The organism is Pseudoalteromonas sp. Angola-7, from assembly GCF_028599255.1.
Taxonomy (GTDB): domain Bacteria; phylum Pseudomonadota; class Gammaproteobacteria; order Enterobacterales; family Alteromonadaceae; genus Pseudoalteromonas; species Pseudoalteromonas atlantica.
Genome location: NZ_JAQREL010000014.1, coordinates 54454 through 79593 on the forward strand (window position 1 = coordinate 54454; position 25140 = coordinate 79593).

A 25140-nucleotide genomic window follows, 5' to 3' on the forward strand; every position below is an offset into this window, starting at 1 on the left:
ATAGACAATGCACGTATAGTGCCAGCACTTTTATAAAAGTGCAGAGGGTAAGGCTTGAGTAGCAGAGGGTTTTTGTTAAAAGCTTATAGAAATATCGGCTGACGTAGACAGTTAAGTTACACTGCACCCTTAATAATCATATAAGACTGCATTGCGCAGCCTTATATATGTTAAACAGCAGCTTACTTGCTAAGCGTCTTGCTTGGCTTCTTCTTCACTAATTTGTTTTAGTGCTTGAATAAACGACTCACTCGGTTGTCCGCCACTGATTGCGTATTTATCGTTGATAATAAATGTAGGGACTGAGGTAATACCGAGTTGCTTAAAGCGGTCTTGCTCTTGGCGTACTGTTTGAACGTATTTATCTGAGTGTAAAATACTACGCGCCTGTTCTTTATCAAGGCCAACACTTTCTACTACATCAAGCAGTGCGTCTTCTTGATTTAAGTATTTTAAATCGGTGAAGTGTGCTTCAAACATGGCAAGCTTTAATTCGGTTTGCTTATCTTCTTCACGCGCCCAAGTAAGTAGGCGGTGTAAATCAAAGCTGTTGATCATGATGCGCTCACCATCAAAATTAAAGGTAAACCCGGCACGCTGACCTGCTTCGAACATGTTTTTACGATTTTCATCGCCTTGCTCTTCGCTTAGGTTGTATTTTTGCATTAGATGCTCGTTTAAGTTTTGACCTTCAAGCGGCATGTCAGGGTTTAACTCAAAAGGATGCCACGTAATATCTGCACTCATCTCGTCTTTAAGTTGGCCAAGCGCTGTTTCTAGGTTTTTGTAACCTATTACGCACCATGGGCACATTACGTCTGACACGATATCAATTTTAAAGTTTTTCATATTCATCCTTTTGCGGATTGCTTTTGTATAACAAACGATATTGGGATGAAGTATGCATTATCAATCCTCAAACTAAAAAGAGCAGCTAATTGCTGCTCTTTTTTAAAGGGTTTAAGCGTTAAGCCCAAACGGGTCGTCAATACTATAACTTGGTTGTGTAAACCAATGTGGGCCGTTGTCGGTCATATAAAAGTGATCCTCCAAACGTACGCCAAATTCATCAGGTATAACTAGCATTGGCTCGTTACTAAAACACATGCCAGGTGCAAGTGGGGTTTTGTCTCCACCGACTAAATAAGGCCATTCGTGAATATCTAAGCCAATACCATGGCCCGTACGATGCGGGCAGCCCGGTGTTTCGTACTGTGGGCCTAAACCGTGAGCCGCTAAATAGTGACGAGCGCCTGCGTCAACTGCTTCACACGTAGCGCCAATTTTTGCAGCACTAAAGGCGGCGAGTTGCGCTGCTTTTTCATGATCCCAAAACATGCGCTGGCGCACTGTTGGCTCACCAAATACATAGGTGCGGGTTATATCTGAAAGGTAATCATGCACTTTGCAACCGGTATCTATTAATACCATATCGCCTTTTTTAAGCACTTGCGCATCTTTAACGCCATGTGGAAATGAAGTCGCCACACCAAACAATACAATGCAAAAATAGTTACCGGGGGCACCTACCTTTTGATGCGCTTTTTTAATAAAGGCTTCTACCTCTGTGGTGGTAATACCTTCATATAGCATGCTTGCAGTTGCTTGATGTACAGCTAAAGTCATGTCCATTGCGCATTGCATGAGCGCTAATTCGTTTACCGACTTATGCATGCGGCAATGAGCAGTAACGCTTTGTGCATTAACTATATTTAAGCCTTTTTGCGCTTTGTTAATACCATCAAATATAAAAAACTGTGCACTTTCATCAATGCCTATTGTGGCATTGTCATTAATGTTGAGCTGCTTGAGTACACTTACAAATAGCGCATATGGACTTTCGTGTTCTTGCCAGCCATGAATGGGGCCTTCAATCACTTTAAAGCCGTTTAGGGTGCCAATTTCAAAATAAGGGGCTATGTATTGTACATCGCCTATAGCGGGTAAAATGGCGCCAACCATGCGCTCACTTGCATACCATTTCATGCCTGTAAAATAAGTAAGGTTTGTACCTGCATTTAAATAAATTGCATCTATATTATTTGCTTGCATATAAGCTTGTGCTTTTGCAATGCGCTGTAAATATTCATCTGCTTGAATAGGGGTTACATTGGCGGTCATGTTGCTCAATCCCGCTAATGCTTGCTCGCTTGTGTGTGTACCAACGCCTAGTGTGGCCATAAAAGTCTCCTTGGTTTCAATACCAAGCTGCATAAATACTTGAGCAATTTAACAAATTAAATTTCACTAAAATGTTAAAAAGGCCCAATAAGCAGATTGGTGTTAGGCATTGTGTTTAATGTAAAAGCATAATTCAATATTATGCGACAACATGCATACTAAGGTTTTTTAGCGTAAGGTAAACGCGATAATTTATTGCTAGTGTGGTAGCTATCAAGCCCTGTTACAGCCACTGTTTCAATGGCTTGTAAATCTAAAAAGCCATCACTTTGTAGCGCCGCTTCATCTAAATACACATCGGTAATTTCACCTATAACCAGCTCAGTGCCATTAACGGCTAAGTGTTGGTGCTCAACGTATTTTACAGAGTATTTTAATCGCGACTCTTGCACAAAAGGTGCTGTAAATTCATTTAGGTATTCTGGCGTTAAACCTGTCGCGTCAAATTCTGACTCGCCCTTATCGTAGCGAGCTGATGTTTGATGAGCTTGCTTATATATGGCCTTATTAACTTGGTTAATGGTGTAACAGCCGGTTTCTATGATGTTTTCGAACGTATGGCGAGGCACGCTATTAGGACGCATTATCATGCCAACCAATGGCGGGTGAGCCCCTAAATGAATAACCGAGCTAACAATAGCTACATTTGTATTGCCTTGCTTGTCTTGCGTGCCAATTAAGTTGGCGCTTTTAAAACCCGAAAGTGAATTAATTAAATGAGTACGAGTGTGTTTTTCAAGTGCGTTTATGCGCTCTTTAGTAAAATGCATTAAAGGTCCTTACCAGGGTATGGCTTCGCCTTGCCAATCTAAATAGGCGGGCTCACCGTTAAGTTCTAAATGAGGGTTATTAAACGTAAGTGTAAAAAGCTGTTTAGCTACAAATTCAGCGCTAAAAAGCTTATCCGCAGGTACGTTTTTTTGAAATGGTTTTGAAAGCGCAGTATCGGTAGTGCCCGGATGAAATAACACCAGTTTAGTATTTTTAGCTCGGCGCGCCAGTTCTACCGCTGCGGTTTTAAATAGCATGTTTAAGGCCGCTTTAGATGCGCGGTATGTATACCAACCGCCTAATTTATTATCGTTAATACTGCCCACACGCGCACTGAGCGCCGTTATAGTGCACTGCGTTTTATGTGTTAACAGCGGTAAAATGCTTTGTAAGCACAGTAAGGGAGTGAGTGTGTTGGAATTAAATAATTCATTAAAATAGTCTGAGTTTAGCTCTTCTAGCTTTTTTTCTGGCATGTGGTTTTTATTGTGTAATGTGCCATTAAACACAACAACTTGTTGAATATCGGCATTTTGCTCTTTTAAGTAAGTTGTAACCTTGGCTAAGCTTTGCGCTGTGTAATCGCTCTTTAGGTAAACAATATTACTATTTGTATCTGCCTTTTTTGAGCTAACACATATAACTTGCACTGTGGGGGCATTTATTTGTAGGAGCTCAATATAAGCTTGTGCTATAGCGCTGCTGGCACCAAATAAAACAATTGTTTTCATTGTTTGTCCTTTGTATTAACAGTGCATTGGCCGTTTAAACAGGAGGCGTTTGGCATGAGCAAACGGCTTATTTTTTGTCTGTGTTTTGCAAAAAACATATAGGCGGCATCAGCGAAGTAGCGAATTATTGGCAAGCGAAAAATTTTCAACCAGCGGTATTTGCCTACTGTTTTCCACGCTTGATAGGTAACATCTAAGCCGTAAATCATCTCGCCAGTTGGTAACTGTGCATGCAATATAGCCATGGCCTTGTTTTTATTAACACTTGGATAACGTGCGCTAAAATCGTGGCTATTAAGGTCTACTAAAACAATTTTATGTTTAGTATCAGCATCTTTAAGGTGCTGCATTTCGGTATTGCAAAGCGGGCAGCTGGCGTCGTAAAAAATGATCATAAAAGCCGTTTTCTAATAATTTACATATAGCTAATTACGATTCACCATTGCAAATGGATCTATTAAATCTGCGCTCATGATGATATTAATAGCATTCCATGAAACAAAGGAGACTGAGAAATGAGTGAACAATATGCCGCCTTGCGAGGTAATGTTAATTTACTTGGGCAGCTACTAGGACAAACTATTAAAGATGCCCAAGGCCAAGCGATTTTAGATAAAGTAGAGGAAATTCGTGCTTTATCAAAGTCATCTCGCAGTGGTAACGAAGACGACAGACAAGCGCTAATTGAGGTACTACATGCGCTTAGTGATGAAGAGCTTTTACCGGTTGCCCGTTCATTTAATCATTTTTTAAATTTAGCTAATGTAGCAGAGCAGTTCCACACTGTTTCGCGTTTTAATGATGTTGGTTTTTGCCAACTAAACCCTCTCACTCAAACATTAAAAACGTTAACTGCAAAAGCAAAAGAAGGCCAATTAGATAGTAATCATCTGGCCGAAACACTCTCAAAACTCCACATAAACTTAGTATTAACCGCTCACCCAACCGAGGTGACGCGCCGTACCATCATTAATAAACACGTAGAATTAAGTGATTGTCTAGCCTCGCTTGAGCGCAAAGACAATTTACCACAAGAGCGTGAAGCTATTTTAAACCGTATCGCTCAGCTTATCAGCCAAGCATGGCACACCGATGATATTCGTCGTTCTCGCCCAAGCCCAGTTGATGAAGCTAAATGGGGATACGCTGTTATTGAAAACAGCTTATGGCATGCTGTGCCACGCTTTTTACGTGAGTTTTCAGATCAAGTTAAAGAGCATTTAAGTTTAGAGCTTCCGATTGATTACAGCCCCATTGAGTTTACCTCTTGGATGGGCGGAGACCGTGACGGTAACCCATTTGTAACCGCACAGGTAACACAGCAAGTACTTGATCATGGTCGTTGGATGGCGCTTGATTTATACAGCCGTGATATTGACACGCTAAGCGCAGAGCTGAGCATGTCAGATGCAAGCGATGAGCTAATTGAGCTGGCAGGACAAGACTTTGAACCTTATCGCGCTGTACTTAAAAAGCTTAAAAACCAAGTCTCTGAAACAGTGGTACATTTAGGTGCAAAAATTAAGAATAAGCGCAGCGATTCAGAAGACTTAATCACTGATATAAATCAAATCAAGCACCCAGTAGAGGTGTGCTATCGCTCTTTATTAAAGTGCAACATGAAAGTTGTCGCCGATGGTTTATTACTTGATTTACTGCACCGTATAAATAGCTTTGGCCTGCGTTTGGCAAAACTTGATGTGCGCCAAGATTCAGACCGCCACAGCGATGTGTTTTCAGAGCTTACACGCCACCTAGGCTTAGGTGATTACAACCAATGGCAAGAGCAAGACAAACAAGCATTTTTGCTTACCGAGCTTAATTCTCGCCGCCCGCTTATTCCTAAAAACTGGCAACCTAGTCCAGAGGTGCAAGAAGTACTCGACACCTTTGATGTAATAGCTAAGCAAGATGAAAAAACATTTGGCTTGTACATTATTTCAATGGCGCGTACCGCCTCTGACATTTTAGCTGTACAACTGCTTTTAAAAGAAAGTGGCTGTCAGTTTAATTTACCAGTAGCGCCTTTGTTTGAAACGCTTGACGATTTAAACGCCGGTAGCGATGTAATTACCACGTTGCTTGATAACGTATGGTACCGCGGGCATATTAAAAATACCCAAAATGTCATGATTGGTTATTCTGATTCAGCTAAAGATGCCGGCATGATGGCCGCAGGCTGGGCACAGTACGAAGCAATGGATAAACTAGTGCAGCTTGCCGATGAGCGCGGCATTGAACTTGTTTTATTCCATGGTCGTGGTGGTACGGTAGGGCGCGGTGGGGCACCTGCTGCACAAGCACTGCATTCACAACCGCCTGGTTCATTAAAAGGTGGCTTGCGAGTAACTGAGCAAGGCGAAATGATCCGCTTTAAGTTTGGTTTACCCGATGTAGCACTGCAAAGTTTAAATATTTACGCGGGTGCCGTACTGCAAAGTAACTTATTACCACCGCCAGAGCCTAAGCAAGAGTGGCGTGAAGTGATGAAGTTGATAAGCGAGCAGTCGTGCGATCACTACCGTAATGTGGTTCGCCATGATGAAAACTTTGTTCCTTACTTTAGAATGGCAACGCCTGAGCTAGAGCTGTCTAAATTACCATTGGGCTCGCGTCCTGCTAAACGTAACCCAAATGGTGGGGTTGAGAGCTTACGTGCTATTCCATGGATTTTTGCATGGAGCCAAAACCGTTTAATGTTACCTGCATGGCTTGGTGCATTAACAGGCTTAAAAGCGGCACTTGATAAATACGGCATAGAAACACTGCACGAAATGAGCCTGCAATGGCCATTTTTCAGAGCACGTCTTGAAATGCTAGAAATGGTATTTAGTAAAGCCGATAGCTGGTTAAGTGAGCATTACGATAACGCGCTGGTGGAAGATATGTACAAACCACTGGGTACCTCGTTACGTAAAGAACTAGAAGAAGCAATTAGCTTAGTGCAATCGCTTAGCCCACAAAATAGCTTATTGGCAGATCAACCATGGATAAAAGAGTCGATTGCGCTGCGTAATCCGTACACCGATCCGCTTAATGTACTGCAAGTTGAGCTGCTGCGTCGTTCGCGCTCAAGCGATAAAGTAAGTGAAGGTGATATTGATAATGCATTAATGATCACTATGACTGGTATTGCCGCAGGTATGCGTAATACTGGTTAGTCTACTTTAACTAAAAAACAGGGGAGCACAGTGTGCTCCCTTTTTTTGCTGGCATTTAGGCGCCTAACCTTTTAAACTACTTAGCCATTAAATAATTATAATATGTTATGGCATCAGCAACTTTTACTGTGCAACAAGACGCTGCACTCACAAATTCACATATCTCACTAAGCGTTACGCAAACTCAAGCATTACGCAGCCAATTAAAAGCCCAGCGCGGTATTTTACATCCTAACGATATTAGCCAATTATGCGCGCAACTTAATGTATCTGATGATTCGTTATTACAAGGTTTAGTGCCTTTAGCGTCTGAATTTTCGGTGGCTCCTGTTTCTCATTTTCATGTGGGAGCGATTGTTAAAGCACTTGATGAGCAAGGTGATATAAATTTTTATTTTGGTGCGAATGTAGAGTTTGATCACCAAGCGCTTAGTTTAGTCGTGCATGCAGAGCAGTCGGCGATTAACAATGCGTGGTTAAATGGCGCAAAAAAAATACTAAAAATAGCAATTAGCGATGCCCCATGTGGCTATTGCAGGCAGTTTATGAACGAACTGGCTGATGCAAAAGAGTTTGATATTTTACTACCAGATCAGCACTTTAAATTAGCTGATTTATTACCGCATTCATTTGGCCCCACTGATTTAGGCAACGATTTTAGCCTGTTTAACCCAAAACAGCAGCAACACACATTTGCAGATACAGCCCTTGATGAAAAACTAGCAGCCATGGCGCTAATGGCCTACGTACCTTACAGTAACAACTTTAGCGCAGTTAAAATAAGTACCTTTAATAATGGTGACTTTTACGGCAGTTACGCAGAAAACGCGGCTTACAGCCCAAGCCTTTCGCCACTACAAAGTGCGCTTAGTCAATTGTTTTTAGCGGGTCTTAGCTTTAACGATAAAACGATTAAAGCAATTACACTGTTAGAAACCCAAGGCCATGAAAACCAAGGGGGAGTAGCACGTGCGGTACTTGCAAGCTTTAGCAATTTGCCAGAAATAGAAGTGATTAGCGCAAAGCTAAGGTAACCAGAGTTCAGGTTAAGCTAAAAACAATAAAGCACAGCAATTGCTGTGCTTTATGCGTTTTATTAAAGCGCTAAAAAGGCATTAGCCTAATAGTACTTTTGCAGCTTCTAATACCACAGCCACTGATTTTTTCTCAATTTCACCGTGATCAACATTTGGAATTTCTTGGCGAGTACGGTTAACCAATACACCGGCAACACACGCCGCTTTAAGGCCTAGCGCTGCACACATGGTAAATAAGGTAGCAGACTCCATTTCGTAGTTCATCACGCCTAGGTTTTGCCACTCTTCACAGCTACCTTGTAATGACTTAGGTACATAACCCGAATGCGTATCGTAACGCTCTTGCCCTGGGTAGAATGTGTCGCTTGAGGCAGTAATACCAATGTGGAAGTCGATATCTAGGTTTTTACACGCTTGCACCATAGCTTGAGTGGCAAAAAAGTCAGATACTGCAGGGTAGCTAAGTGGTGCAAAGTGTTGGCTTGCGCCATCTAAACGCACAGACGCTTGGCTTACTAAAATATCACCTTCATTAATATGTGGCTGAATTGCCCCAGTAGTACCAATACGTAAGAAAGTACGTACGCCAAGCTGTGCCAGCTCCTCTACAGCAATAGAGGTTGAAGGGCCGCCAATACCGGTTGAACAAATCACCACAGAGTGACCATTTAACTGGCCTAAATAAACATGAAACTCACGTGTTTGAGCAAGGCAGGTTGGGTTGTCTAGGAATTGAGAGATGCGTGCAGCACGATCTGGGTCACCAGGGACAATAGCAAGTTCAGCCCCTTTTAAATCGTCAATACATAATCCTAAGTGAAATACCTTTTCCATAACTAAGCCTTTTTATAAAAATTTGTTGTCAATCTAGCATCATTACGGCAAATGTAAACTAAGTACAGGACGTATGTCCGATGTTGAAAAATACTTATAAATGATGGCTTTATTCATTCACATTGAATATTAAATCAAAGGCTTAAAGTTCGTTAAAAGGCGGGTGGTTGACTTGTTTATTGAGAGTCTATATGTATTGATTATGGTGATAATTTAAATTTATCAATACGTGGTTTAAAGCGTTTTTAGTTATTTAATAACAAACGGTTACGGTTTTATTTTAGCTTTTTTTTAACGGCTTTTATATAAGCGCATAAATAATGCTTGAGCAATAAGTGAGCGCATTACACGTTATTTGCAAATAGGTCGATAATTTTAGTTTTTGCATAACTAATCAAAACCACATGAATAAAACACACAAGTATAGGATTTATTATGAGCACACAATTTGACGCGTTTAAACGTAAAGTAGAGCACTGTTTATGTGCACCTGGCGATGGTGTATTTACAGTTAATACCGCGAAAGAGCGTAAAGCGGCATTACGTAATAAATTGTATGGGCAAAGCGAAAATGTTGATGTTTTGTGGCGCGATTCTTTAACACAATTACCCGAATCTCCTCACAAAGCGGTTATGTTAGGTATTAGCTCAGATTGTGGCGGCGGTATTTTACGTGGAGCAAACTGGGGGCCATTGTTTTTACGCTCAGCCTTGATTGATCAGCAAACCCAGTGCCGCTCTTTTGATTTAGGTGATGTACGCGTTATCCCGCATTTATTACATGATAAATACTTAAACGACGCCACAATTTCAAACTGCCAAAAAGCCCTATACGGCGATAAAAACGATGATTACTACGTAAGCCCACTTTCTATTACCGAAGATGTGTGTGACAGCTTTTACGCCACATTTAAAGATAAAGGCATATTTGGGATTGGGGGCGATCACTCAATTAGCTACCCGCTAACTAAAGCGTATTTAAAAGCTAAGCGTGAGCAAGGCAAACGTACCGCTATTATTCATTTTGATGCGCATACCGATTTATTAGTAGAGCGCTTAGGGATAGATTTATGTTTTGGCTCGTGGTGTACGCATATATTAGAGTTTTTACCTGCACCGCATCATTTAATCCAGTTTGGTATTCGCTCAAGCGGTAAACCTAAATCGCACTGGGAAAGCACCTTTGGTGTAAAACAACATTGGGCTAATGAAATTATAGAACGTGGTGCAAAAGCGGTTGCAGATGAAACCATTGCGCAGCTTAAAGCCGATAACGTAGATGAAGTGTATGTAAGCTTTGACATAGATGCACTCGATGCCGAATTTGCCTCAGCCACGGGTACACCAGAAGAAAACGGATTAACCCCGCAACATGCACTGGATATTTTACAAGCTATTGCCGATGAGTTTCCAATTACTGGCGCCGACATGATGGAAATAGCGCCATTTACCGACAGCTCATTAGTAGGCCAAGCAAGTTCAGAAACAACATTACGTGAAGGCGCTAAAATTTCAGCGTTCTTAATTAGTGCAATGAATAAATAGCAAGTTAGTCTTTAAAAAAATCTAGTCCTATCAGCGTATAGGGCTAGGTTAAAAACTAGCGGTTCGGTTACCCTCGGCTATAGTTGGTGTATATCTGTTTTAGTTTTGAGGCGAAGCTGAATGAAGCTGTACTTATTTTTGTTGTGTTTTGCATGCATAAGGCTCAATGCAGCTGAAATTACAATAGTGACCGAAGTATTCCCCGACTTTCAATACATTGACGAAAACAACCAACTTGCAGGGCGCTCTGTAGATAAAGTGAGAAACGCGCTCGCCAATACAGATATTAAATACACTATGTTAGCGCATAGTTGGGCTGTGTCTTATAACGCAGCATTAAGAGATACGAATACCTGTATATTTTCTATTGTAAGGTTACCTAAGCGAGAAGATAAATTTAGCTGGGTGGCTGAGCTTGAAAGTTTTGACTCTGCTATTTATGCCCTTAAATCACGTAACATTCGCTTAAAAACGCTTAACGATGCTAAAAAATATAAAACAGCGGTGCTTAGGGATAATTTTAGCCACCATTATTTGCTAGAGCGTGGCTTTAGTGAAGCTAAAAACTTATTGATAATTGATAGCTTAGACAAAATAGATAAATTAATAAGCACACGGCACGATATTCTCGACTTTGTTATATTAAGTAAAAAACAATTTAACTACCGCGCACAGTTTGAGCCAAAGCTTAAATTATTAGAGCCTATATTTACGCTCAATACACAACACTCCCCCCTTTACTTTGCCTGTAATAAAAACATGCCGCAAAGCCTACAAGATAGACTCGCGCTGGCATTCGATGAAGCAAAAAAGAAAAATAAACAACGCTAATTCAATGGCTTATTAATTTAGCCTGTAAAAGCATAAATATAAATTGCCGCGTTTAAAAAAGCGTCTATAATCAGCTGCTTTTTATTGAAAAAGCGCTAACTTTTGGAGCGTTAAATGGGTGATTTAATCGGGATTAGCTTATTGATCTTGATCAGTGCGTTGTTTGCCATGTCGGAAATTGCTATTGCAGCATCGCGTAAAATTAAACTGCGGGTAATGGCCGATGAAGGCAGTGATAACGCAGCCGCGGTATTAAAACTGCAAGAAAACCCTGGGGCGTTTTTTGCGATGATCCAAATTGCCTTAAACGCGATTGCTATTTTAGGCGGAATAGTGGGCGAACAAGCGCTATCGCCTTATGTACAAAGTATCTTGGTGCTTTTTTATCAAGGTGTACACCTTGAAAAAATTAGCTTTTTATTTTCGTTTTTTACCATTACCTCGCTGTTTATATTATTTGCTGATTTAATGCCAAAGCGTTTAGCGATGATCATGCCTGAAGCGGTGGCTGTGCGTGTGGTAACAATAATGCGATGGGTTACTTTTGCACTTACGCCATTAGTGATGTTTTTTAATGGTTTAACTAATTTTGTACTGCGTTTATTTAAAGTACCCGCAGAGCGAGAAGACATTGTTACCACCGAAGACATTGTGGCGATGATGGATGCGGGCGCAGAATACGGCAGCTTACAACAACAAGAGTATGAGCTAATTGGCAATGTGTTTGAACTAGAAGCACGCTTTTTATCAAGTGTAATGACCCCACGCGACCAAATAGTTTATTTTGACTTAAATGAAAGCAGCCACGATATAGCCACCAAAATTATTGAAAACCCCCATAATCATTTTTTAGTGGTCTCGGGTAATTTAGATAAATTACGCGGCTCTGTTGAGTCAAAAGATATACTACGACAAGTACTAAAAGGTGAGCCAGCTAATATTAAGCAAGAGCTGATTGAAACAGACGTGTTTTATTTACCTGAAACCCTAAGCCTGTCTGAGGCGCTAAATGCATTTAAAAGTGCTGCAAAACCGTTTGCTGTGGTAGTAAATGAATATGCCTTGTTAGTCGGTATTGTTACCGTAAAAGATTTAATGAAAGGGTTTATGGGAGATTTAATTACCCATCAAGGCGATGAACTTATTATTGCCCGCGATGAGCACTCATGGTTAGTGGATGGCTTAACCCCGATTTCTGATTTAGCAAAAGTATTAGGCATTGAAGAGTTTCCCGATCAAATGCACTTTGAAACCGTGGCTGGCTTTTTAATATACACAATGAAGCGTATACCTAAACGTGCTGAGTACTTTACCTTTAATGGCTTTAAATTTGAGGTGGTTGATGTTGAGGGCATAAGGGTTGAGCAATTATTGGTGTCTCGTATAAATAAATAGTTATAAATTTGCATTAAAGCCAAGCTTAGCTTGGCTTTTTTGTTGCAGGTTAATAAATAACGCACCGCAATAAAGTTTATTTTTCATACTTATCCGTTTTATTTTTCATCAAATTAACACCTTCTACAACCTATGGCGTAGTTTAATTTTGCAACTGTAAGTTAGTGTAAATTTGCACCCGTTTTAATTTATTCTCGTTTAGATTTACTTTAGAATGATCGTTCACTCTAGACATAAATAGACTAAAAGGTATTTAACATGCAGCGTTCTCGCATCGCTTTATTTGTATTAACAGCCCTCGTTGGATCTGTTGCTTTAACAGGTTGCGATCAAGCAGCTGACTCGCAACAAGCTTCAGCTCCACAAGCAGTACCTGTTGGTGTAATTACATTAAAAAGCCAAGCGCTTACACTAAAAAAGGAGCTTCCCGGTCGCATTAGTGCTTTTCAAATTGCGGAAATCCGCCCGCAAGTAAGTGGCATTGTGCAATCGCGTTTATTTAAAGAAGGTGCTCAAGTTAAGCAAGGCCAAGCGCTTTATCAAATTGACCCCGCTACGTTTGAAGCTGACCTAGCAGCAAGCGAAGCAGCTGTGGCCCGCGCTGAGGCAAGTATTGCCAGCACTAAATCAAAAGCGTCGCGTTATAGCGAGCTTTTAAAAATTAAAGCCGTAAGTCAGCAAGACTTTGACGAAGCAGATGCAGCGCAAAAGCAAGCGCAAGCAGAGCTATTAACGGCAAAAGCACAGCTTAAATCGGCGCAAATTAACCTAGATTACAGCCATGTATCTTCTCCAATCAGTGGCCAAATTAGTAAATCGAGCGTTACTGTTGGTGCGCTTGTTAGCGCTAATCAAACAACAGCACTGGCAACAGTGACCCAGCTTGACCCTATTTATGTTGATTTAACCCAATCAAGCAACGAGCTAACTCAACTTAAAAAAGCTATTTCTTCAGGTTCATTGAGCGTTGATTCACAATCGCAAACAGATGTTGAACTGCAAATGGAAGATGGCTCAACTTACCCACTTAAAGGCACGTTACAGTTCTCTGAAGTGACTGTAGACCCAAGCACAGGGTCGGTTACTTTACGCGCTAAATTCCCAAATCCTGATAAGTTATTATTACCGGGTATGTATGCACGTGCCTCAGTGGTTGAGGGCGTAAAACAAAACGCTATTTTAGTGCCGCAACGTGGGGTTAGCCGTAATACAAAAGGCGAGCCAACAGCCATGGTTGTTAGCAAAGAAAACACAGTTGAAAGCCGCGTTTTAAAAGTAGACAGAACGATTGGTTCAAACTGGTTAGTAACCGACGGGCTAAGCGATGGCGATAAAGTGATTATTGAAGGGTTACAAAAAATTCGCCCTGGAGCGCCGGTAACACCGACTGAAGTTTCACTATCAGCAACAGCTGACAAAGCGCAATAACGGAGAGTTTTAATGTCACGATTTTTTATCGACAGACCCATCTTTGCATGGGTACTTGCTATCGTGGTTATGCTTGCAGGTGTTTTAGCTATTCAAAGTTTACCAATAGCTCAGTACCCGTCAATTGCCCCGCCGGCAATTAGTATTACTGCAACATACCCGGGCGCATCAGCACGTACCCTAGAGGATACGGTTACCCAAGTTATTGAGCAAAAAATGAAAGGCCTTGATGGTTTGCTATATATGTCATCGACTTCTGAGTCGAGTGGTTCAGCAACCCTTACGCTTTCATTTAGCGCCGAAACTGACCCGGATATTGCACAGGTACAAGTGCAAAACAAGTTAGCCACAGCCACCCCTTTGCTACCTGAAGAAGTGCAAAGGCAAGGTGTATCGGTGGCTAAGTCTGCACGTAACTTTTTAATGGTACTAGGTTTTGTATCAAAAGATGGCAGCATGACGAATATCGATATTGGTGATTATGTGTCATCTAATGTTCAAGATATTGTTTCGCGTGTTGAAGGGGTAGGTGAGGTTCAGCTGTTTGGTTCTCAGTATGCTATGCGTATTTGGTTAGACCCAGCTAAGCTGCAAAACTACAAGTTAACCCCTGCTGATATTAGTGCATCAATCAGTGCTCAAAACGCCCAAGTGTCTGCTGGGCAATTAGGCGGCATGCCTGCGGTTGAAGGTCAGCAACTTAATGCTACCGTTACTGCACAAAGCCGTTTACAAACAGCAAAAGAGTTTGAAGACATTATAGTTAAGGCAAACGCCGATGGCTCGTTTGTACGCCTTGAAGATGTAGCCCGTGTAGAGCTTGGTGGTGAAAGCTATCGTGTTGTAGCGCGTTACGATGGACAACCAGCATCGGGCTTAGGTATTAAGCTTGCCAGTGGGGCAAATGCACTCGATACCGCAGAAGGTGTAAAAGCCGCTATTGAAGAGTTAAAAGCGTTTTTTCCTGAAGGCTTAGATGTTGTTGTTCCTTATGATACTACTCCGTTTGTTTCGTTATCGATTGAAAAAGTAGTGCATACATTAATAGAAGCGGTTGTGCTGGTATTTGTTGTTATGTATCTGTTTTTACAAAACTTCCGCGCTACGCTTATTCCAACTATAGCTGTACCTGTGGTGTTGTTAGGTACTTTTGGTATTTTGTACGCGTTTGGCTATTCAATAAATACATTAACCATGTTTGCGATGGTACTTGCCATAGGTCTACTGGTTGATGATGCGATTGTTGTAGTAGAAAACGTTGAGCGTGTAATGAGTGAAGAAAAACTCTCTGCGCTTGAAGCAACACGTAAATCGATGGATGAAATTAAAGGCGCGCTAGTAGGTATTGCCATGGTGCTGTCGGCTGTATTTATTCCGATGGCGTTCTTTAGTGGCTCTACCGGTGTTATTTATCGTCAGTTTTCTATTACGCTGGTATCAGCAATGGGGCTCTCGGTATTAGTAGCACTTATTTTAACACCTGCATTGTGTGCCACGCTTTTAAAGCCTAGCCACGTGCATGATAATAGCTCGATGTTTGGCCGTTTTTTCAGTGGTTTTAACCGCGGGTTTGATAAAACAAATGCCGGCGCGCAAAGTTTTGTAAGCCGTATGATCCGCTTATCTAAGCGCTACCTTTTATGTTATGGCCTTATTGTTGCGGGCATGGTGTATATCTTTTCAAGCCTACCTACAGCGTTTTTACCTGATGAAGACCAAGGTATTTTGTTTAACCAGGTTTCACTGCCTGCAGGCTCAACTACCGAAGAAACATTAGAAGTGGTTAAAAAAGTAGAAAACCACTATTTAAACGATCAATCTGAAGCTGTTAACGGTATTTTTACGGTAACCGGATTTAGCTTTGCAGGTTCTGGTCAAAACTCAGCAATAGGGTTTGTAAACTTTAAGCATTGGGATGAGCGCGAACGTGATGATTTATCTGTGCAAGGTGTGGCAGGTAAAGCAATGGGCTACTTCTCAACGATTAAAGAAGCGTTTGTGTTTGCTTTCCCGCCGCCAGCCATTGTTGAGCTAGGTACTGCAAATGGTTTTAATATTTTCTTACAAGACAGGGTTGGACTTGGCCACGATGCTTTATTAGCAGCGCGTAATCAATTACTTGGTTTAGCGAGTCAAAGCCCAATTTTGGCGGGTGTACGCCCTAACGGACAAGAAGATATGCCCGAGCTGCAACTTGATGTTGACCTTGCTAAAGCACAAGCACTCGGAGTGTCTCAGGCAGATATTAACAGCACGCTATCAACTGCGTGGGGTAGTAGTTACGTTAATGACTTTATTGACCGTGGCCGCGTTAAAAAGGTCTACCTTCAAGGTGAAGCGCAAGGACGTATGGTGCCAGAGGATTTAAACAAGTGGTATGTACGTAATGACAGCGGCGATATGGTGCCATTTTCAGCCTTTGCAAGTTCGTATTGGACCTATGGTTCACCACGTCTTGAGCGTTATAACGGCTTTTCAGCAATGGAAATTCAAGGTACTGCTGCACCAGGTTACAGTACTGGCCAAGCAATGGATGAAATGGAGCGCTTAGTTAAACAACTTCCTAATGGAATTGCCTCTGAGTGGACGGGTATTTCGTTTCAAGAGCGCTCTAGCAGTGGCCAAGCCCCGTTACTTTACGGTTTATCGCTATTGTTTGTATTTTTATGTTTAGCAGCGCTTTATGAAAGCTGGTCTGTACCGTTTGCGGTTATGCTTATTGTGCCATTAGGTATATTTGGAGCTACGGTTGCCGCGGTAATGGCAGGTTTATCTAATGATATTTACCTTCAGGTAGGTTTATTAACCACCATAGGATTAGCCTCTAAAAATGCAATATTAATCGTAGAATTTGCGATTCATAAAATGCAAGAAGGTCTAGGGTTAGTCGATGCGGCTATTGCAGCAGTACGCTTACGCTTACGTCCAATATTAATGACCTCAATGGCCTTTATTTGTGGTGTTATACCGCTTGCTATTGCCTCAAGTGCCGGTTCAGGTGCGCAAAATGCACTGGGTATTTCGATTATAGGTGGTACGCTTGCCTCTTCTATTTTAGTGGTGGTATTTGTGCCGTTATTCTTTGTTTTAGTTCGTCGTGTATTTCCAATGAAAAACACCGACGATAAAAAGGAGAGCGCACAATGAGCATTAAACGCTTCACTTTAAGCGCAATTACATTAGTTGTTTTAAGTGGCTGCCAACTAGCCCCTGAGCAAAAAGAGCTTGGTTTACCAGTGCCAGATACTTATGTATCTGACACTGAGCAAGCAGCAGCGCAACAGTTACACTGGCAGCAATTTTTTAATGATGAAAAATTGCAAACCTTGATTAGCTTGAGCCTTGAGCATAATAAAGATATGCAAATAGCGGTATTAAATGTGCAGCGTGTACGCGGTTTATACCAAATTGAAGATTCGGGTTTATACCCTTCATTAGATTTTAATGGTGGGGCTACGCGCCAACGTTTACCGGCTGACTTAACCAGTACGGGTGAAGCAGGTATTAGCTCACAGTACAGCGCAACGGTCGGTATTACCTCTTATGAATTAGATATTTGGGGTAAGGTACGTAACCAGTCTGAGCAAGCCCTGCAAAACCTCTATAACACTGAGCTTACGCAATACAGCACGCAAATTTCACTCATTGCTGAGCTTGCCAATGCTTGGTTAAACTACGCAACTGACTTACAGCTATTAGAGCTTGCTAAAGAAACATTAAGCTCGCAGCAGGAGTCGCTCTCGCTTACGCAAAAAAGCTTTGATTTAGGCGCTACATCGGCAATTACGCTTGAGCAGCTTAAAAGTACGGTTGCTACTGCAAAAGTAGATATAGCAACATATAAACGCTTGTTAAAGCGTGATAAAAGCGCGTTAGATTTACTGGTAGGGCGTCCTGTATCGAGTGATTTATTACCGACTAACTCGTTAACTAATTTACTGGATTTACCAGAAGTACCTGTTGGTTTACCCTCTGATTTATTAACGCAGCGCCCTGATATTAAAGCCGCTGAGCACGCTTTATTAGCCGCTAACGCGAATATAGGTATAGCGCGTGCGGCGTTTTACCCAAGCATTAGCTTAACCGCGACTGCGGGCAGTACGTCTAGCGATTTAAGTGGCTTGTTTGATTCAGGCTCAGGAACATGGAGCTTTGTACCGTCAATCAACTTACCAATTTTTACTATGGGACGTAATCAGGCAAACCTTGATGTGGCTAAGGCCGATCAAGAAATTGCGGTGGCGACGTACCAGCAAAAAATTCAAAATGCGTTTCGTGAAACCGCCGATGCATTAGCAGATAGAGAAGGCTACAAAGAGCAACTTGATGCCCTCGATATGTTAATTAGTTCGCGTCAGCTAACGTACGATTTATCAAAAATGCGTTACGAAAAAGGCGCTGATAGCTACCTACAGGTACTTGATGCACAGCGTACGTGGTACTCGGCTCAACAGCAGTTAATAACAGGTCAGCAGGCTTACCTTGCCAGCCAAATTAATTTGTATAAAGCTTTAGGTGGCGGCTGGAATATAGCTAAAACACCTGTGCAAGAGCAGTAAAATGAAAGGTGTTGTTAAGTTAAGCTATGCAATGAGCTTACGCTGTATTAAGTATGCGCTTAATACCGGAGTAGGGTTATGAGCACGAAAGCTAAAAGGCATATAGACCCAGCATTAGCACAAGCTAGGCGAGAGCAGGTGCTTAGTGCTGCCTCAGAGTGTTTTAAACGCAAGGGATATCATGGCGCAGGCATGGCCGAAATATCCCGTACGGCAGGCATGAGCGCTGGGCATATATATAACTACTTTGAAAGCAAAGAGGCAATAATTGAAAGTATTATTGCTAAAGACATGGAAGAAATGTTTTCTATCTTTCAGGAGTTTGAAGATCACCCAGGTGATGTTCTGCAAGCGCTTATAGATGGCTTAAACATTGGTGTACAAAGGCATATGGATACCGGTGCCTGTGTGGTTGATTTAGACATGATGGCGGAAGCGGGTCGCAATAGTAAAGTGGCCTCGCTTTTACGAGATATGGATATTCAAGCACGGGGACGTATGCGTCAATTGCTCACCAGTGAACGTAGTGCACTTAAAGACACTGATGAACACGAACTTGAAAGCCGCATTAACGTTATTTTTTCGATGATGGCGGGGTTACTGCTTCGTAAGATGCTCTACCCTGAGCTCACCGAAGAAACGGTGTTAATCGCGCTTAGGCCTGCGATGAAAACCTTGCTAATGCCGTTTGATAAAACCAAGTAATAGAAAACTAAAAAGCGAGTCAAACGACTCGCTTTTTTAATGCTAAATGCGCTCTACGCACCACAATAGCGCCATTGCAGCGATTGCAAGAGAGCCAATTGGCATCACCCATTTTATGTAAATAGGTTTATTGCGCATGGTTAGTAACACCGGCAGTGCAATACACAGTATACTCAGCTGCCCAAGCTCTACACCTAAGTTAAACGCTAAAATGCTGAGCAATTGATAATCGCTCGAGAGCCCAAGCTCACCCAGTACACTGGCAAAGCCCATTCCATGTAACAAACCAAACGCAAAAGTAAGCCAGCCAAGGCGTAATATAACCGGCCATACATTGTTTAAAGCCGCAAATAATACCGAGATTGCAATACCTAGCTCTACCCAGCGGCTACTTGGAGAAACAAGATTAAGAGCCGTAGCTGTAAGGGTAAGTGAATGCGCAAGGGTAAACGCAGTCACAATCCACGCAGTGTGTTTAATAATGTGCTTTTTACTTGCTATTGCCTGCCAGTGACTTTCAGTGCGGGTTAAAACGCAGGTTAAAAGTAGTGCAATTAAAAATAAAATATGGTCAATACCAATCCAAATATGTAACACGCCTTGATAAACATATTGGTTAAAAGTCGTTAAATAACTTGATTGCCCAGTGGTAAAAGTGTGTTGTTGCTCATCTATAGTGAAAACCCGCGAAACCTGATTTACATTTACAATAACTTTGTGGTTTGCGTCTTGGTTAAAAAAAGCGCGGTACGTTAACGTTACATCTGCATTAGTGTTACAGCTAAAAACTAGCGGTAACACTAAATATGCTTCATTAAAATGATTATCTAATTGGTAGTTATCGGTAATTGTTAATAGGCAAGTTTGCTCATTTTGTAAAACCGATAGAGTATTTTGGGCATAGCGATTAATAGCTGATTTTTGTGATTTTAATTCGCCCCAGCTTATTTGTGTGTCTTGGTTAACATCAAGCGCAACTTGTTGTTCTAAATCGCTAATATTTATTTGCCAGGTGCCTGTGTATTGCTTTTCGTTGTTGGTATTATCCAGTGAAATATAGCTTGTGCTCAACTGATGTGCTTGTACACTAAAGTTGGCAAATAGCGCAACTATAAATAAAACAAATAACGCGTTTATTTTACTCATAAAGAATCCCTAACCATCGTATTTGCTTGGCTTAGTAAGTGTTTATCTGTACTCATTTTTGCTTGCTGCCAATTTATATTTGCCCAGTATTGTGCCTTGGCTTGGTTTGCTTGTACATGAATATAGTAGTTAGCTAAGTCGTTGGCATGGAAGGTATCTTGGCGTTGTTCACGTAATTTTACGCGCTGTTGCATGAGCGGTTGCCACACCGTATTAGTGTGCTTATTACTGCGTTTTTCAGCTATGGCTAACTTGAGCAAAATAGCGTCTTCAAGCGATGAGTGGCTATTGGCAAGTTTACCGAGTGTATTAAGCACTTTTTCAGGGTTGTTTTGCTGCAGTTGAATATCGGCCCACAGCACAATAAGGCTCACTGGGGCTGTGCTTAAATCAATATTATTTATATGCTGCTGCGCACGGGTGAATTTATTGAGTCTAAACGCCATTTCGCTGAGCACATGTTTTGTTGCTAAGCTGCTGTTTTTGTTTTGCGTAAGCTTAACTAACGCGTGATAACTTTCACTAAGTTTGCCCTGTTGGCTTTGTACATCTAGCACACACGTGCTGGCCGTTAATAGGCTGGTGTTACCAATTAATGCCACACAATGGCGCTTAGCTTGTTCAAATTTGCCTTGTGTCATCAACATATTAGCGAGTAATAAATGGGTGTTTACATGATCTGGCTGGGTTTTTAATACGTTATTAGCAACGTCTATGGCACGCGAAAACGCATGCTCCTTTTGAAGTACCCGTGCATATAAATAACCGCTTTGTGCAGTTGCAGAAGCGGTATATAGGTTTTTTAAGCGTTTTTTTAATACACCTTGATAGCGCTCTGTTTGGCCTATGTATTGGCTATTTAGCACCAGCGCAGTGAGTTGCTCAAGGGTTAAATTAGCACTTAATGTTGCATTGCTTGAGGCAATAATTGCGTTATCTTTTGGGGTAATTGGTTTTGCAAGCACGTTATTTACACACAGTGCAGCGCAAAAAACAAAGAGCATTTTTTTATAATGACTGCGCATTGTTTTATCCTCTTAAAAAAGCCATCCATGGCCATCAGCTTAATTTACTTACTGAGTTAGTTACCAGAAGCGCCCGATGAAATACCGCTTACGTCTGTGTCTGTATTGATAAAGACACGTCCGTTGGTAGATAGCGGTTGCGCAGTGGGGCTTTGATTAAATGCATCGCTTGCAAATTGTGCAAAGTCCACTTGCAGTGCTTCAATGGTTATATTTACCGCTGCAGTCACTTGCTGGTTAACACCGTCTGATACACCAAACATAAAGCTGTCGCTACCGGTTGCTTCTTTGTTTGGGGTATAGGTAAAGCTGCCATCGCTATTTACTACAGCGTTACCTAATGTCGGCTGCGAAGTTAATGTGTATGTTAATGTATCGCCATCAGCATCGGTGGCCACTAACATGTCGTTAATTTCAACTTCTGTTTGTGTGGTTAACATTGCATCACTAGCATTGGGCGCAGAATTTACAACCGGTGTGGGTTGTTTGTTATCATCATCACTGCTACACGCGCCTAGTGCCAAAGCGCATAACAATATACTGCTATGGGTAAGGTTTAAATTACGCATACGTTACTCCTTATTTAGAGCCTGCAAGTGGGGTGGCTAAGTATGGGAAAGTGGCATCCATCATGCTCGCATCAACTGGAGCACCATCAGTGAATGGCACTGTACCTACATCAGCATCCTCTGGTGTACATAGACCTAAGTCGGTGTCTTCACCATTTACAGGAATAGGGTGACATAAACGCCCCATTACCACGCGAAGTGCAATATCAACGACATCGTCACCTGGACGGCGCCCGTTTGGAAAACCTGCTAAATCATCACCGGCTACACCAAATGCAGACTGATCAGTTTGTGCTGTGGCTGCAATTGCAGTATTTAAACGTAGCATTTCTGATGGCGTTACGGTGGCTTGTTGGTTTACCCCTGCAAAACCAGTTAAAAATGCGGTGATTAAATCAGTACGTGGAAAGTTAGTTGGAGCAAGAGTTTCTAAATTAGCGCCAAGTGTGGTATTTACTGCATCTTTAAATAAAATATTTAACAGCTCTGGTAAAGACGGGTGCGAAACGTAATCTAAAAACTGTGCATCGTCTTTAGGGTGAGCCGTTGAGAAGGTATCTTTGTCTTTAATACCAATAACTAGCTCATTAACTAATGGATTACCTAAGCGTGAAACCTGCGTTAATGCACCGCCATTTACCGCGTTATCTGCAAATTTAGCGTTAGGGTTTAAAATGCGTGCTTGAGGTAGGCTCGCTGTTGTCCATGAACCAATTACGCCGTTGCCTTCACCTACAATACAGCTTTTAGGCATTTCAACTGCAATTGAGGTAACGTTTTTATCTACGAGGTCGTCATTCTCACTGCTTTGTGTGATCCCTCCAGGGAAACCACCGCCATCCCCAGCACCTGGCGCACTATCACCTTCAACGGGAACGTAATTTACTAAATCGAATGTTTTACCTAAGTTAACGACAAATGGGTCTTTGCGCTGACCAACAAATACTTTGGCCATACTGTCACAGCCTGGTACCGAAACTTGATAAACAAACTGATCTGCATAGGTTTGGTAATCAGCCATTGAACCAAATGTTTTGTCACCAATATAATCAAGCGGTTTATTAAACGTGGTTGAACTGGTGGTGGTATTACTTAATGCTGTACTGGTACCCGTGCGTTGTGGACCGCTTATCATGCTGAGTGTGTATGACTCGCTAAAATTAGCGGCGCTATCATCACCTGCTGCTACACCACCAACGTTTTTAAGAGGTACAGATACAGTACGCTGATTATCTTCTGGGCCAACGGTTAATTGCACGCCTTGATTATCGTTTGGCAGCATACTGGTAAAATTAAAAGCAAAGGTAATATCCTCAACTGCATCACCGTCGTTATCAATATGAATACTGTAGGTTGCATCTGGGTCCATAGCAAAGTAGTTAGGGCCGCCGTAGGCATCTTGTAGAGGAATATAGTTGGCAATAAATGTAACGTAGTCGTCTCTGCCTGCTTCATAACTATTAAATACGTAAAAGTCGGTAGAGTCTAAGGTTGGAAAGCGGCTAATGTTCGGCGCTTCACGATGACTTGATGCCTCGCTAGAGGTGCTTACTAAGGTACTGCATACTACTACTGCGAGTATAGATGGAGTTAAAGCTTTCATGACTTTTTCCTTTAGTTTTGATTGGAGTCATAACTAATAACGAAGCAAAAAGCACAATGGATGCAAAAAAGTTAAATATTTTTTATTATTGTTAATAAAGGGGTGTTTAACGTTCAAGATTAAATTTTCAGCAGGCTGTTTTGCATTTAGATAAGGAAGTGATAAGAGAGTGTTAAGGGGCTGAAGCGGTTTGGTTTTATACTTATTACAGGGGGTGTATGCAATTAAAATAACGCAGCAGGTATTGAGCACACAATATGATAAGCATCGCACTGCGATTAAGTCTACTTTAGTTTAATCAAATATTAATGGTTACCCAAGGTAAATAAAAAGGTTGGCCAAACAAAGTTTGACCAACCAGTCGCGTTTATTTAGTTATAAAATAACTAAATCTGTCGTGTACAGTACTTGTGTTGGTAGGCCGTTTGGCGAGCCACCTAAAGGCTCTAAGCTAACAGCGAGTAGGGCAATGTCTTGTGCCTTAAAGCGCGTGCCTTTGAGTAACTGTTTTTCACCGTTTTTAGGCAGTAGACCCAACGAAATTGGCGTGTCTTGCCCTTTTAAAATCATCCACAGCTCGTAGTCTTTATCGGTTTGCGCAACGAGTTTATCACTGGCTTTAACCGATAATGTTTGCTCATCTACGTTAATAAACCACAGTGATTGCTTATCTTGATTTTGTACTAAAGCAATTTGTTGGCTGTATTGGGGCTGAGTTGTGGGCTGAATAACCAAAAATGCTAAGATAATACAGGCAGCTGTGGCTATAAATGACCAATTGCGCCATAGCGATGTAGCTGGTTTGATCACCGTTTTAACGGGTTGGTTGGTGTGTTCTAATGTATTTAAAATATTCTGCCACACTTGCGCGCTGGGTGTTTGAGGTGTAATTGCACTGGCTAAATCATTTAAATTTTGCTCCCACATTATAGTGGCTTCTCGGGCTTGCGGTAAGCTGAGCATTAAGCGTTGAAAACGTTTTCGTGCCAGGCCTTTTAAAGTACCTAATACATACTGCCCTGCTAAAGCATCAAGTAATTCTGGTTTATTATAATTCATAATGTTAAACACCTCTGCAACTGCTGCAAACCACGCCTGATCCAGCTTTTAACTGTGCCTAAGGGCGTTTCTATGTGATTGACTAACTCACCATGGCTTAGCCCTTTGTAATAGGCTAAATGAATGGCTTGTTTTTGTTGGGGATCAAGTTGCTCAATACAATTAACAAGTTTGGTTTGTTCGTCGTAGCTAACATCGACTGCTTGTTCGTCGTATTCATCGTCACCCATTGCCTGCTCTTTTCTTACCTTGTGATAACGCAATGCATCTAAGCTGCGGTATCTCACAATGCTTATCATCCAGCTAATAACTGTGCCTTTAGATGAGTTGTACTCTGACGCGTTATGCCAAATTTTTATAAATGCCTCTTGCAGTACTTCTTCTGCGTGCGCGCGGTTTGAAAGCATATTTAAACTAATCGCAAAAAGCTTTGCGCTTGTTTGCTGATACAAATCAGCAAACGCGGCTTTGTTACCCTGTGCTGTTTTACACAAAAGGGGAAGTAAATTGTCGTTTTCCATAAGGTTCCTGTTGTTTTTATTATTACCGAGGTGTGTTGA

21 protein-coding genes are annotated in these 25140 nt (G+C 41.6%); 9 read left to right on the forward strand and 12 right to left on the reverse strand.

The window, feature by feature from the left end; all coding sequences use genetic code 11:
• Positions 1–189: 189 nt before the first annotated feature.
• The 5 genes from PSH50_RS16585 to PSH50_RS16605 all read right to left on the reverse strand — a co-directional run bounded on the left by PSH50_RS16585 (position 190) and on the right by PSH50_RS16605 (position 4078).
• A complete protein-coding gene (locus PSH50_RS16585) occupies positions 190–849 on the reverse strand; it encodes a DsbA family oxidoreductase (protein ID WP_273586280.1) in 660 nt (219 codons plus the stop codon).
• Between the two features lie 111 nt (positions 850–960).
• A complete protein-coding gene (locus tag PSH50_RS16590) occupies positions 961–2181 on the reverse strand; it encodes a Xaa-Pro peptidase family protein (protein ID WP_273586281.1) in 1221 nt (406 codons plus the stop codon).
• Positions 2182–2339: 158 nt separating this feature from the next.
• On the reverse strand, positions 2340–2951 hold the full coding sequence (locus PSH50_RS16595; RefSeq protein ID WP_004588763.1) for a flavin reductase family protein: 612 nt from the start codon (positions 2949–2951) through the stop codon (positions 2340–2342).
• A 9-nt stretch (positions 2952–2960) separates the two neighbouring features.
• Positions 2961–3683, reverse strand: a complete 723-nt coding sequence (locus PSH50_RS16600; RefSeq protein ID WP_273586282.1) for an SDR family NAD(P)-dependent oxidoreductase — start codon at positions 3681–3683, stop codon at positions 2961–2963.
• On the reverse strand, positions 3680–4078 hold the full coding sequence (locus PSH50_RS16605) for a thiol-disulfide oxidoreductase DCC family protein (RefSeq protein WP_273586283.1): 399 nt from the start codon (positions 4076–4078) through the stop codon (positions 3680–3682). The genes PSH50_RS16600 and PSH50_RS16605 overlap by 4 nt, the downstream gene beginning before the upstream one ends.
• A 120-nt stretch (positions 4079–4198) precedes the next feature.
• Between PSH50_RS16605 and ppc the strand changes: the two genes are divergently transcribed.
• Both ppc and cdd read left to right on the forward strand, forming a co-directional pair.
• Entirely contained in the window at positions 4199–6844 is a 2646-nt protein-coding gene (gene ppc / locus PSH50_RS16610; RefSeq protein WP_273586284.1) for a phosphoenolpyruvate carboxylase, read from the forward strand.
• Positions 6845–6951: 107 nt separating this feature from the next.
• A complete protein-coding gene (cdd, locus tag PSH50_RS16615; RefSeq protein WP_273586285.1) occupies positions 6952–7878 on the forward strand; it encodes a cytidine deaminase in 927 nt (308 codons plus the stop codon).
• A gap of 81 nt (positions 7879–7959) precedes the next feature.
• Here the strand turns inward: cdd and udp are convergent, their stop codons facing one another.
• Positions 7960–8715, reverse strand: coding sequence for a uridine phosphorylase (udp, locus tag PSH50_RS16620; protein WP_004588758.1), 756 nt, complete (start codon positions 8713–8715; stop codon positions 7960–7962).
• A 435-nt stretch (positions 8716–9150) separates the two neighbouring features.
• Here udp and PSH50_RS16625 point away from each other — a divergent pair, with 435 nt between their 5' ends.
• From PSH50_RS16625 to PSH50_RS16655, 7 genes are all read left to right on the forward strand, one after another.
• Positions 9151–10260, forward strand: a complete 1110-nt coding sequence (locus PSH50_RS16625; protein ID WP_054981827.1) for an arginase family protein — start codon at positions 9151–9153, stop codon at positions 10258–10260.
• A 120-nt stretch (positions 10261–10380) separates the two neighbouring features.
• Entirely contained in the window at positions 10381–11091 is a 711-nt protein-coding gene (locus PSH50_RS16630) for an ABC transporter substrate-binding protein (protein WP_273586286.1), read from the forward strand.
• Between the two features lie 114 nt (positions 11092–11205).
• Positions 11206–12486, forward strand: coding sequence for a hemolysin family protein (locus tag PSH50_RS16635; RefSeq protein ID WP_055253938.1), 1281 nt, complete (start codon positions 11206–11208; stop codon positions 12484–12486).
• Positions 12487–12744: 258 nt separating this feature from the next.
• Positions 12745–13914 carry an efflux RND transporter periplasmic adaptor subunit gene (locus PSH50_RS16640; protein WP_055253940.1) on the forward strand — a complete coding sequence of 390 codons (1170 nt, stop codon included), beginning with the start codon at positions 12745–12747 and terminating at the stop codon, positions 13912–13914.
• Between the two features lie 12 nt (positions 13915–13926).
• Positions 13927–17061 carry an efflux RND transporter permease subunit gene (locus tag PSH50_RS16645; RefSeq protein ID WP_054981829.1) on the forward strand — a complete coding sequence of 1045 codons (3135 nt, stop codon included), beginning with the start codon at positions 13927–13929 and terminating at the stop codon, positions 17059–17061.
• Positions 17058–18473, forward strand: coding sequence for an efflux transporter outer membrane subunit (locus PSH50_RS16650; protein ID WP_054981830.1), 1416 nt, complete (start codon positions 17058–17060; stop codon positions 18471–18473). The genes PSH50_RS16645 and PSH50_RS16650 overlap by 4 nt, the downstream gene beginning before the upstream one ends.
• Before the next feature lie 78 nt (positions 18474–18551).
• A complete protein-coding gene (locus PSH50_RS16655) occupies positions 18552–19178 on the forward strand; it encodes a TetR/AcrR family transcriptional regulator (RefSeq protein WP_024031928.1) in 627 nt (208 codons plus the stop codon).
• 42 nt (positions 19179–19220) lie between these two features.
• On the opposite strand, the gene PSH50_RS16660 is transcribed toward PSH50_RS16655, so the two are convergent.
• The 6 genes from PSH50_RS16660 to PSH50_RS16685 form a co-directional block, all read right to left on the reverse strand.
• Entirely contained in the window at positions 19221–20324 is a 1104-nt protein-coding gene (locus PSH50_RS16660; protein ID WP_273609846.1) for a HupE/UreJ family protein, read from the reverse strand.
• Positions 20321–21349 (reverse strand): tetratricopeptide repeat protein, encoded by a 1029-nt coding sequence (locus PSH50_RS16665; protein WP_273609847.1) that lies wholly within the window; start codon positions 21347–21349, stop codon positions 20321–20323. Before PSH50_RS16665 ends, PSH50_RS16660 begins: the two co-directional genes overlap by 4 nt.
• 56 nt (positions 21350–21405) lie before the next feature.
• Complete coding sequence (locus PSH50_RS16670) at positions 21406–21918, reverse strand: Ig-like domain-containing protein (protein ID WP_138579117.1); 513 nt, start codon at positions 21916–21918, stop codon at positions 21406–21408.
• A 10-nt stretch (positions 21919–21928) separates the two neighbouring features.
• The gene (locus PSH50_RS16675) at positions 21929–23521 is read right to left on the reverse strand and encodes a DUF4331 domain-containing protein (protein WP_029771656.1); all 1593 of its coding nucleotides are present in this window, start codon (positions 23519–23521) and stop codon (positions 21929–21931) included.
• 375 nt (positions 23522–23896) lie between these two features.
• On the reverse strand, positions 23897–24580 hold the full coding sequence (locus PSH50_RS16680; RefSeq protein ID WP_024031923.1) for an anti-sigma factor: 684 nt from the start codon (positions 24578–24580) through the stop codon (positions 23897–23899).
• On the reverse strand, positions 24577–25101 hold the full coding sequence (locus PSH50_RS16685; protein ID WP_024031922.1) for a sigma-70 family RNA polymerase sigma factor: 525 nt from the start codon (positions 25099–25101) through the stop codon (positions 24577–24579). Before PSH50_RS16685 ends, PSH50_RS16680 begins: the two co-directional genes overlap by 4 nt.
• Positions 25102–25140 lie beyond the last annotated feature (39 nt).

Excerpts from the sequence above, each read along its gene's own strand:
- PSH50_RS16665 (WP_273609847.1), bottom strand. The coding sequence starts at position 21,349 with ATGCGCAGTCATTATAAAAAAATGCTCTTTGTTTTTTGCGCTGCACTG.
- udp (WP_004588758.1), bottom strand. The coding sequence starts at position 8,715 with ATGGAAAAGGTATTTCACTTAGGATTATGTATTGACGATTTAAAAGGG.
- PSH50_RS16675 (WP_029771656.1), bottom strand. The coding sequence starts at position 23,521 with ATGAAAGCTTTAACTCCATCTATACTCGCAGTAGTAGTATGCAGTACC.
- PSH50_RS16600 (WP_273586282.1), bottom strand. The coding sequence starts at position 3,683 with ATGAAAACAATTGTTTTATTTGGTGCCAGCAGCGCTATAGCACAAGCT.
- PSH50_RS16635 (WP_055253938.1), top strand. The coding sequence starts at position 11,206 with ATGGGTGATTTAATCGGGATTAGCTTATTGATCTTGATCAGTGCGTTG.
- PSH50_RS16670 (WP_138579117.1), bottom strand. The coding sequence starts at position 21,918 with ATGCGTAATTTAAACCTTACCCATAGCAGTATATTGTTATGCGCTTTG.
- PSH50_RS16595 (WP_004588763.1), bottom strand. The coding sequence starts at position 2,951 with ATGCATTTTACTAAAGAGCGCATAAACGCACTTGAAAAACACACTCGT.
- PSH50_RS16680 (WP_024031923.1), bottom strand. The coding sequence starts at position 24,580 with ATGAATTATAATAAACCAGAATTACTTGATGCTTTAGCAGGGCAGTAT.
- PSH50_RS16660 (WP_273609846.1), bottom strand. The coding sequence starts at position 20,324 with ATGAGTAAAATAAACGCGTTATTTGTTTTATTTATAGTTGCGCTATTT.
- PSH50_RS16645 (WP_054981829.1), top strand. The coding sequence starts at position 13,927 with ATGTCACGATTTTTTATCGACAGACCCATCTTTGCATGGGTACTTGCT.
- cdd (WP_273586285.1), top strand. The coding sequence starts at position 6,952 with ATGGCATCAGCAACTTTTACTGTGCAACAAGACGCTGCACTCACAAAT.
- PSH50_RS16585 (WP_273586280.1), bottom strand. The coding sequence starts at position 849 with ATGAAAAACTTTAAAATTGATATCGTGTCAGACGTAATGTGCCCATGG.
- PSH50_RS16630 (WP_273586286.1), top strand. The coding sequence starts at position 10,381 with ATGAAGCTGTACTTATTTTTGTTGTGTTTTGCATGCATAAGGCTCAAT.
- PSH50_RS16625 (WP_054981827.1), top strand. The coding sequence starts at position 9,151 with ATGAGCACACAATTTGACGCGTTTAAACGTAAAGTAGAGCACTGTTTA.
- PSH50_RS16655 (WP_024031928.1), top strand. The coding sequence starts at position 18,552 with ATGAGCACGAAAGCTAAAAGGCATATAGACCCAGCATTAGCACAAGCT.
- PSH50_RS16640 (WP_055253940.1), top strand. The coding sequence starts at position 12,745 with ATGCAGCGTTCTCGCATCGCTTTATTTGTATTAACAGCCCTCGTTGGA.
- ppc (WP_273586284.1), top strand. The coding sequence starts at position 4,199 with ATGAGTGAACAATATGCCGCCTTGCGAGGTAATGTTAATTTACTTGGG.
- PSH50_RS16605 (WP_273586283.1), bottom strand. The coding sequence starts at position 4,078 with ATGATCATTTTTTACGACGCCAGCTGCCCGCTTTGCAATACCGAAATG.
- PSH50_RS16685 (WP_024031922.1), bottom strand. The coding sequence starts at position 25,101 with ATGGAAAACGACAATTTACTTCCCCTTTTGTGTAAAACAGCACAGGGT.
- PSH50_RS16650 (WP_054981830.1), top strand. The coding sequence starts at position 17,058 with ATGAGCATTAAACGCTTCACTTTAAGCGCAATTACATTAGTTGTTTTA.
- PSH50_RS16590 (WP_273586281.1), bottom strand. The coding sequence starts at position 2,181 with ATGGCCACACTAGGCGTTGGTACACACACAAGCGAGCAAGCATTAGCG.